This window comes from Leyella lascolaii, assembly GCF_900079775.1.
Taxonomy (GTDB): domain Bacteria; phylum Bacteroidota; class Bacteroidia; order Bacteroidales; family Bacteroidaceae; genus Prevotella; species Prevotella lascolaii.
This window is the reverse complement of record NZ_LT556036.1, coordinates 1-16,195: the sequence shown is the minus strand read 5'-3', so window position 1 is coordinate 16,195 and position 16,195 is coordinate 1. Positions and strand designations below refer to the sequence as shown.

Below are 16,195 nucleotides of genomic sequence, written 5' to 3'. Positions count from 1 at the left end.
GGCAGCCGCACGTGGGAAGGCTCATGACGGCATAAAGCCACACATATTTATAATATACGACAACGCGGAAGAGGCGGCAGGAAAATTTTTCCGTGCCGCCTCTTCCGCGTTGTCATGTGCCGTAACCGCGCACACCGCGCCACGGCTTCATCCATATACACACACTGTGGAGCCTCCGCTCATTCGGCATATCCGTCCCATATGGACTTCACCTTATACACCTCGAGACTCCTTATCTTTATGTTGTTGCCCCAGAACACGTATCCCTCCTTGCTCGTGCTGCGCACGTCGAGTCCCATGGAGTATGAATACATGCCTCCGTCGACGAACACCTCCGCCATGCTCCTGTCCATGTAGACGTCCGCAGTGAGCATCATGCTGCCCGGATCGTCGGTTGCATAGAACTCGCCGTTAAGCCGGTTGCCGTTCATGTCGTAGTTCACTATGCGCTGTCCCCGGTAGCTCAGTCCGGCGTCGGTGGCATGGCTGAGGTGCATTGTCATACGTATGCGCAGCACGTCGTCGCCGTCAAACTGCCTCATCACGTCGTTCGCCTGCCGCATGCTGAGGTCTTCGCCCGAATAAACCTTCGTGAACAGCTGCTCCACTTCCCTCACCGGACGGCTCGCGAGGCGCAGTCCGCTCCTTGTGTTGAACAGCATCTGTTCCTGCGGAAGGAGCATACAGCCGTTGAAAGGCATTCCTTCGAACGATATCCTTCCCCACGCTATCTTTATCACTCTGCCGTCGTTGGCAGGTATGTTGTTGAACACCTGCGCCGCATACGCGCTTCCGTTGAGGTTGCAAAGCTTTGGTCCGTCGGGCGTGAACGTCTTTCCGTCGAACGAGCCAATCATGTAAGTGCCCGACGCTCCCCACATTACCCACTTCTTGTTGCCGCCGTTTCCGTCCACCGCAACCTCGAAAAGCTCGGGGCATTCCCAGAATCCGGTGATGTGGCTCTGATATGTCCAGTCCTTCAGGTTCACGGAGTTGTATATCGAATGACCGTCGCGCTCGTTGAGCACCATCACCCAGTGCTTGCCCGGAGCATACCAGAACACCTTCGGGTCGCGCGTGTCGTTGGTCTGCCACTTCTCGTGCGAGTCGATGATAGGGTTGCCCTCATACTTCGTGAACGTCATTCCCTCATCCAGACTGTATGCCATGCTCTGCCTCTGTATGCCCTTCGCCGACGTGTAGAACGCCACAAGCGCGGGCGTGCCGTCCTTCGAGTTCCACCCCGCAGTGTTGCCGTAGTCTATCACGGCAGAGCCTGAGAAGATGGTCCCGAGCGTGTCGGGATGGAGCGCCAGAGGCATCTCTCGCCAATGCACGAGGTCGGTGCTCACGGCGTGCGCCCAATGCATGTTCTCCCATTCGCGCTCAAACGGGTTGTGCTGGTAGAACAGATGATACTTGCCTTTATAATAAATGAGTCCGTTGGGGTCGTTTATCCATCCGCGTCTCGTCGTGAAATGATATTGCGGACGGTATTTCTCCTTATACATATTCTCCCCTCCCGCTATGCGGTCGTCCTGACAAACCTTTGCGAGAGCCTCCCCGCTGCCGTCGTAGGTCAGCGTGACGGTCTTGCCCTTCAGCGCGCTCACGTCGCGGAACGTCCAGTAGTCGGGCTCTCCCTCGGCAAGACGTATGACGAAGCGGCATGTCTCTCCGCCCTTTACCGACATCTCCATGGTCTTCCGGTCAGACTTGTGGGATACAGGGAAATTGATGTACTTCTTTGTAATCTTGATTTTTACGTCAGCCGCATCAGCCACGGACACGCATCCGAAAGCCAGCGCGGCAGACAAGAATAATAGCCTGCGCATTCTCATAATCCATTTTATTGTTTATTGTTTGTTTCAGTAACAGATTGTACCAATCATAAGACTGTTTCGTAATATCAGTACAAAAATAATATAAAAAAACTTATAATTGAAATGTATCCGGTCCATTTTATCATTTTTCACGCACTCCGCAGCATGTGTCCCGAGTCCCCGGCACGGCGGAAGGCAGTCCCTCCGCACATCCCGCACAGCACTATGGAAAGGCTCGTCAGACAGAGGTCACGAGCCGTTTCAGCCCCATTCCGTAACACGCTGTGCCACAACGGTTTGGCGAAACGGGCTTTTCGGGCTTGCGAAAGAGCCTCTTTGAGACTGCGGAAGAGGCTCTTTCATGATGCGGAAAAGCCTCTTTCGCAAGCCCGAAAAGCCCGTTTCGCAAACCGTTGTGGCTCAAGCTGTTACACAAGCACGTAAAAACCGCTGTCACGAAGCGTCCGGACATACGACGTGATGAGGACTTATATATAATCCGAAGAATGCCGTCTCTTTTTCAAAAAAACAGTGCCAGTGAGCGCAATGAGAGCTTGCTATCAAATTGCCGAGCGCAGCCTGTTTTATATAAAAACAGTGCCAACGAGCGCAATGAGAGCTTGCTCTCTGATTGCCGAGCGCAGCCTGTTTTATATAAAAACAGTGCCAGTGAGCGCAATGAGAGCTTGCTATCAAATTGCCGAGCGCAGCCTGTTTTATGAAAAAAACATGGACAGAGGCGCAAGACAGTATTGAATTAATGTTAATTCACGTAAATTAATGTTACACAGTCTGTCATTCTGACAAATAAAGGCGTAAATTTAAGGTCACGAACGCATGGCTGTCTTCCTCTGCGCGAGGCATGCCCGCCATATGACAGTGCACAGCCATCGAGACCACATTACCGGAAATCTGTGACACAAGTGACGGATACAGAAAGACAAAACATCTATACAAAAATATGAAATACAGACAACCAGCGCATCTGGCAGCCATCATGTCGCTGTCACTGATGCTATCAAGCTTCGACGACGGCAGGAACGCGCCTGTCGGCATATATCCCGGTGCGCCCGGAGAGAGCTTCGCACCGCTGCTCACCGCCGACGGTTCCTACCGCAACATCGCACTGCGGCGCATGGCTTACGCCTCGTCCTCGCACGACTACAACCTCACGGCGCAGCTCGTCACCGACGGCATCGTGCACAAGACGCAGCCGCCCTACCTCACGGCGGAGACCAACAGCGGAACGCTTCCGCGCCGTGAGAGGGAGTGGGCGATAGACGGAGGCGAGTACACGCGCAACATCCTGATGGGCGAGAAGGCTTTCATCAGCTACCGGTGGCACAACATGAAGGTGAGTGCTAACCGTGTGAAGATAGTATGCAGCATGGCTTACAGCGAGCGGTCAAAGGGCGGATACGCCATCACCGTAAGCTCGCTGACCGGCGGAAAGAAAGGCGCGGCACGGCGGACACTCGGAAAGCTCACCGGCAAAGGACTGCCGGGAAAGGCGTCGAAGAGCAAGGCGCACAGCGACCCGAACAAGAACACCGACGAGGGTCCGATGCTCCCGACACGCAACATCGAGGCGGTGATAGACCTGGGAACGGGCGACGTGAGCTTCGACAACCTGAAGGTGGAGCTCTCCATGCCCGGAGCAGTGCACTGGACCGTGACGGAGATAAAGTTCTTCGACGGCGACCGGGCTGTCACCGACGTGCTGCCGGCAGCGCAGTTCGGCAGCGCGTGGATGAGCGCGAAAGCCGGGACGCAATGGGTTTACGTGGACCTCGGCACACAGTGCGAGTTCGACAAGGTGAGGCTTCACTGGATAAACAAGGCGCGCAGCGGACGCATAGAGTCGTCGGACGACGCACGCAACTGGAAGACCGTGGCGCAGCTGCCTTCCGGCAACGGCAAGACCGACGAGGTGGCGTGTCCCGGAGGCAAGGGCAGATATGTGCGGGTGCTGATGCTCAAGGGAGCCACAGCCGCCCCGTATGTGCTCAGCGAGCTTGAGGTGATGGGTCGCGGAGGACTCACAGCGAAGCCCCAGCCCGTGAAAGGGGGCGGCGACAGCCGCTTCTCTCTCAACGGAGGAGACTGGCGCATACAGCGTGCCTCGGAGGTGAAGGGCGACGGGCGCGCCATATCTTCCACCGGATACGACGCCAGCTCGTGGGCTGTAGCCACCGTGCCCGCAACGGTTCTGATGAGCTACGTGAACATAGGAGCTCTCCCCAATCCCAATTACGCCGACAATCTGATGCAGATTTCCGAGTCGTTCTTCAACTCCGACTTCTGGTACCGCACCGAGTTCGACCTGCCGCAACACATGAAAGGCAAGCGCGTCATGCTCAATCTCGACGGCATAAACTGGAAAGCCGACGTATTCATCAACGGCAGGCAGGCGGCAAGAATAGACGGAGCGTTCATGCGCGGACACTCCGACATCACACCGCTGCTGCGCGACGGACGCAACGTGCTCGCCGTGAGGATAATCAAGAACGCCCATCCGGGAGCGGTGAAGGAGAAATACCGCAAGGACACCGACTTCAACGGAGGTCTTCTGGGATACGACAACCCGACGTTCCACGCCACCATCGGATGGGACTGGATATCGACAATACGCGGCAGGAACATAGGTATATGGAACGACGTGTGGCTCTCCGCCTCCGGAGCGGTGACCATGCGCGACCCTCTGATAACCTCCGAGCTGGCACTGCCCGACACCGCAGCCACCATCACACCGTCGGTCATACTGACCAACCACATGCCTTACAGCGTCAGCGGAACACTGCGCGGATGGATAGGAGGGCTGAAGATAGAGAAGCGCGTGGTGCTCCCCACATACGCGGTGCAGGAGATAGCCTTCCTGCCGGAGGAGTTTCCGGAGCTGCGCAACCGCCGCATGAACCTGTGGTGGCCCAACGGATACGGCACGCCTTACCTCTACGACGCGGGCTTCGAGTTCGTTACGGAGAGGGGAACGTCAGACTCCGTGACCTTCAAGGCGGGCATACGCCAGATGGACTACAAGGACATGGACACGCAGCTGAAGATATACATCAACGGCAGACGGTTCATACCGCTGGGCGGCAACTGGGGATTCAGCGAGAACAACCTGTGCTACCGCGGACGCGAATATGACATTGCGGTGAGAAACCACCGCGACATGAACTTCAACATGATACGCAACTGGGTGGGACAGACAGGCGACGAGGAGTTCTACGAAGCCTGTGACAGATACGGCATAATGGTGTGGCAGGACTTCTGGCTCGCCAACCCGGCGGACGGTCCCGACCCTCTCGACGAGCACATGTTCCTGAGCAACGCCGACGACTACGTGAAACGCATACGCAACCATCCGTCAATCGGCATCTACTGCGGCAGAAACGAGGGCTATCCGCCAGAGTCTATCGACAGACGGCTGCGCCACTTTGTGAAGACGCTGCACCCCGGACTGGGATACATCTCAAGCTCCGCCGACGACGGAGTGAGCGGTCACGGTCCTTACTGGGCACTGCCTCCGAAGGAATACTTCGACCGTCAGACGGGCAAACTGCACTCTGAGCGGGGCATGCCGAACGTAATGACATACGAGGGACTGGCACGTACGCTACGCCCGGAGGCACTGTGGCCGCAGGGCGACGAGTGGGGACAGCACGACTACTGCATGCAGGGCGCACAGCGGGGAGCGACGTTCAACGCCATAATAGAGAAGGCTTTCGGCAAGCCGGACAACGCCGCCGCGTTCACAAAGCTGGCCCAATGGCAGAACTACGACGGCTACCGGGCGATGTATGAGTCGGGAAGCCGCGACCGGCAGGGGCTCCTCATATGGATGAGTCACGCCTGCTGGCCGAGCATGACATGGCAGTGCTACGACTATTATTTCGAACCTACGGCTGCCTTCTTCGGATGCAAGAAGGCTTGCGAGCCGCTCCACATACAGTGGAACGCATCGACCCGCAACGTGGAAGTGGTGAACCTGTGCGCAGGCAACCGCACCGGACTGACCGCCAAAGTGGAGATTACCGACGTCAGGGGACGCACTGTAAAAACCATGCAGGCGACAGTCAGCAGCGACGACGACTCCACCGTAGTGCCCGAGGGACTGCATGTGGACGACAAGGTGAGCCTCAACGGCGGCAACGTATACTTCATACGCCTGTGGCTCAACGACGCGGAGGGACGCACACTGTCGCACAACTTCTACGTGGCATCCAACGATGAGGGCAACCTTCAGGAGCTGAACACACTGCCGCAGACCGCTCTCCGGACATCGGTAAAGGCCACGGGAACACGCTCAACAGTGACCGTGACAAACCCGTCGGACACTCCGGCTATGATGATAAGGCTCAACCTGAAGGCAGGGGACGGCGGACAGATTCTGCCGGTGAGCTACTCCGACAACTACTTCCACCTCATGCCGGGCGAGAGCCGCACCGTTGACGTGAGCTGGAATGCTGCCGACGCAAGAGGCGGAAACGCCTTCATAGAACTGTCGGGATTCAACGTGAAAGAACAGAAAATACAATAGTACTTATCACGAAAACATCCGCAGGCTGACATAAATATGTCGTACATATTGTGACATAGTTCCTGTCAGCCTGCGAAATTCAACAAATATACAGTGTTTTTGTATCTTTTAACATTATATTTTTAGTATTTCCTGTACCTTTGTTGTTATTATTATGTGTGTGAAAGACACGGAACAATTTAAGAACACGTTTGACATCAATCATCAGGATAGAATCATCATATGCAAAATACGTATTGTATAAATCCATGCAGACGTGTTAACTTTGCGACCATATAGTGGTAAACATTCTATATAAATGTGTGTCTGTGAAGATACGTGAATAATAAGCTTCGTTAGGTTAATAATCTTATGAGGAGTCAGGTTTGGCGAAACACGGCTCCTCATTTATTTTTCCATTCGCCGACAAACCGTTATGTTCCATCCGCACCCGCCGCTGCCGTCAGACAAGTCGGTAGGAGCTTTTATGTATGATATTACATACAGAATCAGTAGAAAACGTTTTACAACATGACAGCGACAATGAGCAATGGGGTTGAGGAGACGATAATGAGGCAAAAAAGCAATGTCGGAGGTGTATTCACCTGTTCAGGTAGGATCTCCGCCCGCACAAAGTAGCGACGCAAAATCTTGCGTCTCACAAGGGAGGAACGCATTTATCATCAGCATATTATAGTGCATAAAGGTTGGCGATGGGGTGGTCGGGAGACGCAAGATTTTGCGTCTCTACTGGCTGGCGCATTGTGGTTTTATTGAGGGGGAGATGATGACATGTCGCTGAAAAGCGGTTTTTAATACAGGCAAATACCCCTTCCGCAGCCTTTTCGCCACACACATACATGCATATTTATGCATTCCCGCAGTAAAAAATTTTGACAACGGAAAATCGCGAAAGAGAAAAGCGGAAGCCCGTAAAATGGTTCCCGACGCATGAGACACGGCTCATCGGGCGTCGTAAGAGTCTCTTCCCTACCCTCATACGGGCGCGGGAAGTGTGCGGAAAAGGCGGTATGACGATGCGGGAAAGGCTCAACGGCGACGCCAAAATGCCCTTCCCGTGACGCAAAAGAGGCTTTCCTGCGGTGCGGAAGAGGCTCTTTCGCAAGCCGTCGGTACGTCTTCCGACTCACTAAAAAGCGCAAGCGGTTGACTGACAAGGTGTTGCGCTAATCGTTCAAAACGCGCGTATTTGCAACCGGATGCATTCTCGTGCGCGAAAACAGGAGTATTTTGAAGTTACGGTGAATATTTATTCATACAACGGTATGTCATCACGCATATTTATACAATTATTCCGTGACAAAACAACCGGCATACCGTGATACCACGCAAAAGGCATGGCACACAGTCAGTATGGCGCGAAAAATAAACCGCATTATTTTGTAATGCACGCAGTTTGGTGTATCTTTGCAGAAGATAAGATGCGGTTCGGCAGTATCAAGTTAAGTGAAACTACGTCTCCCTTACTTGCTGTTGCACTCACCTTTCATTATCTTTGCAGAAGATATAGCTGCACTCTGGAAATTGAAAACAAGTTTTCTTTCCACTCGTTTGCAATATCTTTAAATAAGATAAGCTAAAAGCACGCACCCCACATACACACCGGACATTCCGGAAACCGCACCCCACCCATCCGCACACGTACCGACCGGTGCGGAACTTACAGGCTTCCGGACTTTCTGAAAGAGGAAACAAAACATATCATGATAATGGAACAGAAAAACTACAAACGTACAACTGTAACTGCAGCTCTGCCATATGCCAACGGCGGAGTGCACATAGGCCACCTTGCCGGAGTGTATGTTCCGGCTGACATATACGTGCGCTACCTGCGCATGAAGCACCAGGACGTAATCTTCATCGGCGGAAGCGACGAGCACGGAGTGCCCATCACGATACGCGCCAAGAAGGAAGGCATCACGCCGCAGGACGTTGTGGACAGATACCACTCGATGATAAAGAAGAGCTTCGAGGAGTTCGGCATCTCCTTCGACATATACAGCCGCACCACATCGGAGACCCACAGCAAGGTGGCGTCAGACTTTTTCAGAAAGCTGTATGAGGACGGTAAACTGATAGAGAAGACCACAAAGCAGTATTACGACGAGGAGGCGGGACAGTTCCTCGCCGACAGATATATCACAGGCGAGTGCCCGCACTGCCATCACGATGGCGCATACGGCGACCAGTGCGAGCACTGCGGCAGCGACCTCGACCCCACCGAGCTCATCAACCCCAAGTCTGCCATAAGCGGATCGCAGCCCGTGCTGAAGGAGACAAAGAACTGGTATCTGCCTCTCAACGAGTATCAGGACTGGCTGAAGGAATGGATTCTCGAAGGACACAAGGAGTGGCGGTCCAACGTATACGGACAGTGCAAGAGCTGGCTCGACATGGACCTGCAGCCGAGAGCCATGACGCGCGACCTCGACTGGGGCATACCCGTGCCGGTGGAAGGCGCGGAGGGCAAGGTGCTCTACGTGTGGTTCGACGCGCCGATAGGCTACATCTCAAACACGAAGGAGCTTCTGCCCGACTCATGGGAGAAATGGTGGAAAGACCCGGAGACACGTCTCGTGCACTTCATAGGCAAGGACAACATCGTATTCCACTGCATAGTGTTCCCCGTGATGATGAAGGCGCACGGCGGATACATCATGCCCGACAACGTGCCGGCGAACGAGTTCCTCAACCTCGAGAACGATAAGATAAGCACATCACGCAACTGGGCGGTGTGGCTTCACGAATATCTGGAGGAGCTTCCGGGCAAACAGGACGTGCTGAGATACGTTCTCACGGCTAACGCTCCGGAGACAAAGGACAACAACTTCACATGGAAGGACTTCCAGGACCGCAACAACAACGAGCTGGTAGCCGTATACGGCAACTTCGTAAACCGCGCGCTGCAGCTCACGAAGAAATATTTCGACGGCGTGGTGCCCGAGTGCGGCGAGCTGACAGAGACCGACCGGCAGACCATCAGTGAGTTCAAGGACGTGAAACAGAAGGTGGAGTCGCTGCTCGACGTGTTCAAGTTCCGCGACGCGCAGAAAGAGGCTATGAACCTGGCACGCATCGGCAACAAGTACATCACCGACTGCGAGCCGTGGAAAGTGGCAAAGACCGACATGCAGCGCGTGAAGACCATCCTGTACATATCGCTTCAGCTGGTGGCAAACCTCGACATTGCGTTCGAGCCGTTCCTGCCGTTCAGCAGCAAAAAACTGCGCGGGATGCTCAACGTGGAGGCATACGACTGGGCACAACTCGGCTCTACCGACCTGCTGAAGAGCGGGCACAAGCTCGGCGAACCGTCACTGCTGTTCGAGAAGATAGAGGACGACGTGATAGAACGTCAGCTCCACAAGCTCGAGGAGACAAAGAAGGCGAACGAGGCTGCCGCCTATAAGGCAGAGCCGGTGAAGCAGACAGTGTCGTTCGAAGACTTCGAGAAGCTCGACATACGTGTAGGTCACATAAAGGCATGCGAGAAGGTGAAGAAGGCTAACAAGCTGCTCAAGTTCACCATCGACGACGGTTCGGGCACCGACCGCACCATTGTCTCGGGCATAGCCAAGTACTACAAGCCGGAGGATCTCATAGGCAAGGACGTGCTGTTCATAGCCAACTTCGCACCGCGCAAGCTCATGGGCATAGAGAGCCAGGGCATGATTCTCTCGGCAGAGGACTATGACGGCTCGCTCACCGTGACATCGCTGCTCGGCAAGGTGAAGCCGGGAAGCCGGGTGGGATAAGCCTGTGGTCACGGGACTGCTCCCATAATAATCATCATAATACAAAAACAGACACCCTTATGAAAAGACTATTGACAATTACGATGCTGCTCGTCACTGCCGTGATGTGCGGCGCACAGATGGTGGATCCCGTGAAGTTCACGGCTGAACTGAAGACCGACGGAACGGCGGAAGCCGAGATCGTGTTCAGCGGAAAGATTGACGAGGGATGGCACGTCTACTCCACCAATATAAAAGGAGGACCGATAGAGGCGACATTCAACGTGAACAAGAAGGACGGCATAGAACTCGTGGGCAAGCTCACACCGCACGGAAAGGAGATTGCCGTGTTCGACAAGCTGTTCAACATGCAGGTGCGCTACTTCAGCAACAGCGTGAAGTTCGTACAGAAGATAAGGTTCACAAAACCTGATTACTCCATTGACGCCTATCTGGAATACGGAGCATGCAACGACGAGACGTGCATGCCGCCCACCCAGGTGGAACTGAGGAAAGCGGGGAAGGCTCCTGCCGTAGTCTCGGCGAAGAACGCGCCCGAGGAGAAGAAAGAGGACGTGAAGGCTGCATCAAAGCCTGCCGGGACTGCCGACACAGCCACCGTAGCGGCACAGCCCGCACCCGCAGACACCGCTGCTACAGCCTCACAGACAGCCGCACAGCTCTCAGAGAGCGAGGCGAAAGCCCTGTGGCAACCTGTGATAAAGGAGCTGTCGGCATATGACGAACCGCTCGACACATCGCTCTTCTACATCTTCCTCGCCGGACTGGCGGGCGGATTCCTCGCCCTGTTCACCCCCTGCGTGTGGCCCATAATACCGATGACCGTGAGCTTCTTCCTCAAACGCAACAAGGACAGAGGCAAGGCTATACGCGAGGCAACCACCTACGGCGTGTCCATCGTGGTGATATACGTCGTGCTCGGGCTTGCCGTCACGCTTCTGTTCGGCGCGAGCGCGCTCAACGCGATGTCCACCAACGCCGTGTTCAACATCTTCTTCTGCCTGCTTCTCGTCGTTTTCGCAGCGTCGTTCTTCGGAGCTTTCGAGATAACACTGCCTTCGTCGTGGAGCAACAAGATAGACCGCAAGTCGGAATCGGCAAGCGGACTGCTGAGCATATTCCTCATGGCGTTCACCCTCGCGCTCGTTTCGTTCTCGTGCACCGGTCCCATCATCGGGCTGCTTCTTGTGGCAGTGTCGACCCAAGGCAACATCATCGCACCGACAATAGGCATGCTCGGATTCGCCATCGCACTGGCAATACCGTTCACTCTGTTCGCAATGTTCCCCTCACTGCTTAAGTCCGCGCCCAAGTCGGGAGGATGGATGAACGTTATAAAGGTGGTGCTGGGATTCATAGAACTGGCTTTCGCGCTGAAGTTCCTGTCCGTAGCCGACCTCGCCTACGGCTGGCACATACTCGACCGCGAGACATTCATCGCGCTGTGGATAGCCATATTCGGACTGCTCGGACTCTATCTGCTGGGCATGTTCAACTTCCCGCACGACGACGAGAGACGCCGGACGAACGTCCCGCAGTTCTTCCTCGCGCTGCTGTCGCTGGCATTCACCGCATACATGGTGCCCGGACTGTGGGGCGCGCCGCTCAAGGCTATAAGCGCGTTCACACCGCCCATGAACACGCAGGACTTCAACCTGTATAAGAACGAGGTGCATCCGAGGTTCAAGGACTATGACGCAGGCATGGCGGCGGCACGTCTGGAGGGCAAGCCGGTGATTATAGATTTCACCGGATTCGGGTGTGTCAACTGCCGCGAAATGGAGGCTGCCGTATGGACAGACGCCAATGTCGCCGACATGCTGAACAACAAGTACGTGCTCATCTCGCTCTATGTCGACGACAAGACTCCGCTCAAGGAGCCTCTCACCGTAACCGAGAACGGAACAGAGAGAACGCTGCGCACGGTGGGCGACAAGTGGAGCTATCTGCAGAGAGTGAAGTTCGGAGCCAACACGCAGCCGTTCTATGTGCTGCTCGACAATCAGGGTCGTCCGCTCGCAGGCAGCCGCTCATACGACAAGGACATAAGCGACTACCTGAAGTTCCTGCAGACCGGACTGGAGAGATATGGCGAACGGCAAGCTGAATAAAACCATGACGGCATGTTAGACAAGAATACAAGACAGAGCATCATAGCACTGATACAGCGCGAGGTGGTGCCGGCAGTGGGCTGTACGGAGCCTATCGCCGTGGCTCTCTGCACCGCACGCGCCACCGAGACGCTCGGACAGAGACCGGAGAAGATAACGGTGATGCTGAGCGCGAACATACTGAAGAACGCCATGGGCGTAGGTATACCTGGCACGGGAATGATTGGTCTGCCCATAGCTATAGCTCTGGGAGCCATCGTGGGCAGGTCGGAGTATGAGCTGGAGGTGATAAAGGACGTGACGCCGGAGACACTCGAGGAGGGCAAGGCGTATGTCGAGGAGAAACGGATAGACATAAGACTGAAGGCGGACATCACCGAAAAGCTTTACATCGACGTAGTATGCGAGGCGGCAGGTCATAAGGCGGAGGCGGTGATATCGGGCTCGCACACCAACTTCGTCTACATATCCAAAGACGGAGAGACGCTCCTCGACGTGAAGAACACCGGCTGCGAGGACGGCGACAACGGCGATCCGGAACTCTGCATGCGCACCGTATACGACTTCGCCACCACCACTCCGGTGGACGAGATAGCTTTCATCCTGAAGACAAGACAGTATAACCTGAAGGCTGCCGAAGAGTCTGTCAAAGGCAACTTCGGACATTGTCTGGGCAAGACAATAGACCGTCCGCTCAGTCACGGCATCTTCGGCAACAGCATCTTCTCGCACATACTGTCGAAGACGGCGTCGGCATGCGACGCCAGAATGGGCGGAGCCATGATTCCGGTGATGAGCAACTCAGGGTCGGGAAACCAGGGAATATGCGCCACTAACCCCGTGGCTGTCTATGCGATGGAGAACGAGAACACCGAGGAGGAGCTGATACGCGCGCTCACACTGAGCCATCTCACGGCAATATACATCAAACAGAGCCTCGGCAAACTGTCAGCGGTGTGCGGCTGCGTGGTGGCAAGCATAGGCTCGAGCTGCGGCATCACCTATCTCATGGGAGGCGACTACAACCGCGTGTGCAACTCGGTGAAGAACATGATAGCAAACCTTACGGGCATGATATGCGACGGAGCGAAGCCCAGCTGCTCGCTGAAAATAGCGTCGGGAGTATCCACCGCCCTGCTCTCCTCGCTTCTGGCGATAGAGGGCAGATGCGTGACGGCGGTGGAGGGAATAATCGACGACGACGTGGACCGCTCCATACGCAACCTCACGCGCATCGGGTCGGAGACAATGAACCAGACCGACGAGATGGTGCTCGACATCATGACGCACAAGCAGAACTGCTGAACGGCAAACCCATCGCGCTCTGCCTGAATGCAGACAACGGCACTGCCGCAAGCCAACTGAGGCTCTGACTGTGAGCATAAAACAGATTAAGACAACAGACGTGTCACGACCTTGCGTTGTGGCACGTCTGTCATATATGCGCTGACCGGATGTCTTTACTCCGGCTTTCTGTATATCCTCCGCACCGCAATCATGCCAACGCCGACATGACACACATTATTTCATATACCTTGAAACGGAAAAACACACCACAAGACAGTACGTCGCATATTGTCGTTTTTTATCTTTGAAAAACGAAAAAAGGAAGTATTGACCTTTGAAACGAATAATATACCTCTTTGTAGGAGGTGTTATCTTTATATATTATTAATAAGGTGGAATAGCGGGACGGTGACAGAACGGTATTGATACGTGTGCTAAAAATAGTTAAAACGGACTGTTTTGTATGCTGATATTCGTAATATCATCGCCTATATTTCTTATTTTTGTAGACAAATAGTTTAATTATTGCGACAAAATATCGTAAAAACAGATAAACAGAACAATATGTTTTGGCAATAGCATACACCTCCTACAAAGAAGTGTATTATCCGTTCATACAAAAGGAAGCGGCATTTCAAAACTGCGGTAAGCTAACACAAAACGGCTCAGTGGAAAAGTACTGGGGATGTTTTTTTTGTTTCATAGTATTTTGTATCTTTGCATTATGAACATGCTTGAACAATTAGCCCGTATAGTTCTTCCCAAAGAAATACTGGACAATTTCGATATCGTCAAGATAGAAACAGATGAGTCTGATATTGACTCAATGAGTATGACCATCTATCTAGACGAGCGTATGAATGCTTATCTCCAAAAGCTCGGGGTTCTTTTCACCTTTCCCTCACGGTACTGGTACACTATCGGTCTCACGGGAGTATTTAGCCTTGCCGGATGGGCCCGGCGGATTCGCGCAGGATTACTCGTGTCCCGCGTTACTCAGGAGTACGCCTGACATGCCCTGACTTCGCATACAGGACTGTCACCTTCTGCGGTCCGTCTTTCCAGACGGTTCCGCTCGTCATCACATGCCATCATGGCGTTCCTACAACCCCGCCCCTGCCCGAAGACAGCGGCGGTTTGGGCTCTTCCCCGGTCGCTCGCCACTACTGGGGGAATCATTGATTTATTTTCTCTTCCTCGGGGTACTAAGATGTTTCAGTTCCCCCGGTTCGCCTCGCATCATAACGATGCGATGTCCGCCATTCGAGCGGACGGGTTGTCCCATTCGGAAATCCGCGGGTCACAGGCCATTTGCGCCTTACCGCGGCTTATCGCAGCTTATCACGTCCTTCATCGCCTCCGTGAGCCAAGGCATCCGCCCTGCGCCCTTATTTACTTTCTCGTTCGCACCGCCCATAATGGGACGGCGCGGCTCATACTTTCAGCTGTTCTGCGGCACAACACGCGCTCAAGGCGCGGTATGCACCGGAGTTTTCTTAACTACAGTTTTGCTTGTACAATATGTCAAAGATCTTCGTGACCACAACCATATATATGAATAAGGTGTGTCCTTGGTGGAGAATAACGGATTCGAACCGTTGACCCCCTGCTTGCAAAGCAGGTGCTCTAGCCAGCTGAGCTAATCCCCCTCATGTCTGAGGCAAGGTGATGACCGGAAACCCTCATGAATCACATGACGCTTCTGTGCGCTGTCGCGGGCGTCCCCACCGCCACGTCGGTTCCGCTCGTCATCACATGCCATCATGGCGTTCCTACAACCCCGCCCCTGCCCGAAGACAGCGGCGGTTTGGGCTCTTCCCCGGTCGCTCGCCACTACTGGGGGAATCATTGATTTATTTTCTCTTCCTCGGGGTACTAAGATGTTTCAGTTCCCCCGGTTAGCCTCGCATCCTATGATGCGATGTCCGCCGTTCAAGCGGACGGGTTGTCCCATTCGGAAATCCGCGGGTCACAGGCCATTTGCGCCTTACCGCGGCTTATCGCAGCTTATCACGTCCTTCATCGCCTCCGTGAGCCAAGGCATCCGCCCTGCGCCCTTATTTACTTTCTCGTTCGCGCCGTCCCTCATGGGACTGCGCGGCTCATACTTTCAGCTGTTCTGCGGCACAACACGCGCTCAAGGCGCGGTATGCACCGGAGTTTTCTTAACTACAGTTTTGCTTGTACAATATGTCAAAGATCTTCGTGACCACAACCATATATATTAAATAAGGTGTGTACTTGGTGGAGAATAACGGATTCGAACCGTTGACCTCTTGCATGCCATGCAAGCGCTCTAGCCAGCTGAGCTAATCCCCCAAATCAGAGATGTTAAATTTCCACATGTATATTACAACACATGGACAGATAAATACCCAGCATCATAATTCTCTATGATAAAAACAGATAAGTACAAGAAGGAGAAAACAGACGAGCAAAAGCTCTTATTGAATGAGAATTCACTCCAGAAAGGAGGTGTTCCAGCCGCACCTTCCGGTACGGCTACCTTGTTACGACTTAGCCCCAATCACCGGTTTCACCCTAGGCCGACCCTCGCGGTCACGGACTTCAGGCGCCCCCGGCTTTCATGGCTTGACGGGCGGTGTGTACAAGGCCCGGGAACGTATTCACCGCGCCATGGCTGATGCGCGATTACTAGCGAATCCAGCTTCGTGG

The 16,195-nt window shown here is 54.2% G+C and carries 7 protein-coding genes, 2 tRNA genes, 1 rRNA gene and 1 other annotated feature; of the genes, 6 read left to right on the top strand and 4 right to left on the bottom strand.

What is annotated here, in order from left to right:
- Window positions 1-179: 179 nt before the first annotated feature.
- Window positions 180-1,841, bottom strand: a complete 1,662-nt coding sequence (locus BN4609_RS03220; RefSeq protein WP_068855271.1) for a glycoside hydrolase family 32 protein — start codon at window positions 1,839-1,841, stop codon at window positions 180-182.
- Window positions 1,842-2,369: 528 nt separating this feature from the next.
- On the opposite strand from BN4609_RS03220, the gene BN4609_RS15595 reads away from it, so the two are divergent.
- The 6 genes from BN4609_RS15595 (at window position 2,370) to BN4609_RS03200 (ending at window position 13,537) form a co-directional block, all read left to right on the top strand.
- Entirely contained in the window at window positions 2,370-2,579 is a 210-nt protein-coding gene (locus BN4609_RS15595; protein WP_164071583.1) for a biotin synthase, read from the top strand.
- 205 nt (window positions 2,580-2,784) lie between these two features.
- Complete coding sequence (locus BN4609_RS03215) at window positions 2,785-6,366, top strand: glycosyl hydrolase 2 galactose-binding domain-containing protein (protein WP_068855270.1); 3,582 nt, start codon at window positions 2,785-2,787, stop codon at window positions 6,364-6,366.
- A gap of 872 nt (window positions 6,367-7,238) precedes the next feature.
- On the top strand, window positions 7,239-7,427 hold the full coding sequence (locus tag BN4609_RS16395) for a hypothetical protein (protein WP_164071561.1): 189 nt from the start codon (window positions 7,239-7,241) through the stop codon (window positions 7,425-7,427).
- Window positions 7,428-8,075: 648 nt separating this feature from the next.
- On the top strand, window positions 8,076-10,121 hold the full coding sequence (metG, locus tag BN4609_RS03210; RefSeq protein ID WP_068855620.1) for a methionine--tRNA ligase: 2,046 nt from the start codon (window positions 8,076-8,078) through the stop codon (window positions 10,119-10,121).
- A 59-nt stretch (window positions 10,122-10,180) separates the two neighbouring features.
- The gene (locus BN4609_RS03205; protein ID WP_068855269.1) at window positions 10,181-12,232 is read left to right on the top strand and encodes a protein-disulfide reductase DsbD family protein; all 2,052 of its coding nucleotides are present in this window, start codon (window positions 10,181-10,183) and stop codon (window positions 12,230-12,232) included.
- 12 nt (window positions 12,233-12,244) lie between these two features.
- Window positions 12,245-13,537, top strand: a complete 1,293-nt coding sequence (locus BN4609_RS03200) for an L-cysteine desulfidase family protein (RefSeq protein WP_068855268.1) — start codon at window positions 12,245-12,247, stop codon at window positions 13,535-13,537.
- A 779-nt stretch (window positions 13,538-14,316) separates the two neighbouring features.
- Window positions 14,317-14,921: a sequence feature (23S ribosomal RNA rRNA prediction is too short), on the bottom strand.
- A gap of 170 nt (window positions 14,922-15,091) precedes the next feature.
- On the opposite strand, the gene BN4609_RS03195 is transcribed toward BN4609_RS03200, so the two are convergent.
- From BN4609_RS03195 to BN4609_RS03185, 3 genes are all read right to left on the bottom strand, one after another.
- A tRNA-Ala gene (locus BN4609_RS03195) sits at window positions 15,092-15,168 on the bottom strand.
- A 593-nt stretch (window positions 15,169-15,761) separates the two neighbouring features.
- Window positions 15,762-15,838, bottom strand: a tRNA-Ala gene (locus BN4609_RS03190).
- Window positions 15,839-15,987: 149 nt separating this feature from the next.
- A 16S ribosomal RNA gene (locus tag BN4609_RS03185) occupies window positions 15,988-16,195 on the bottom strand; the annotation flags it as partial.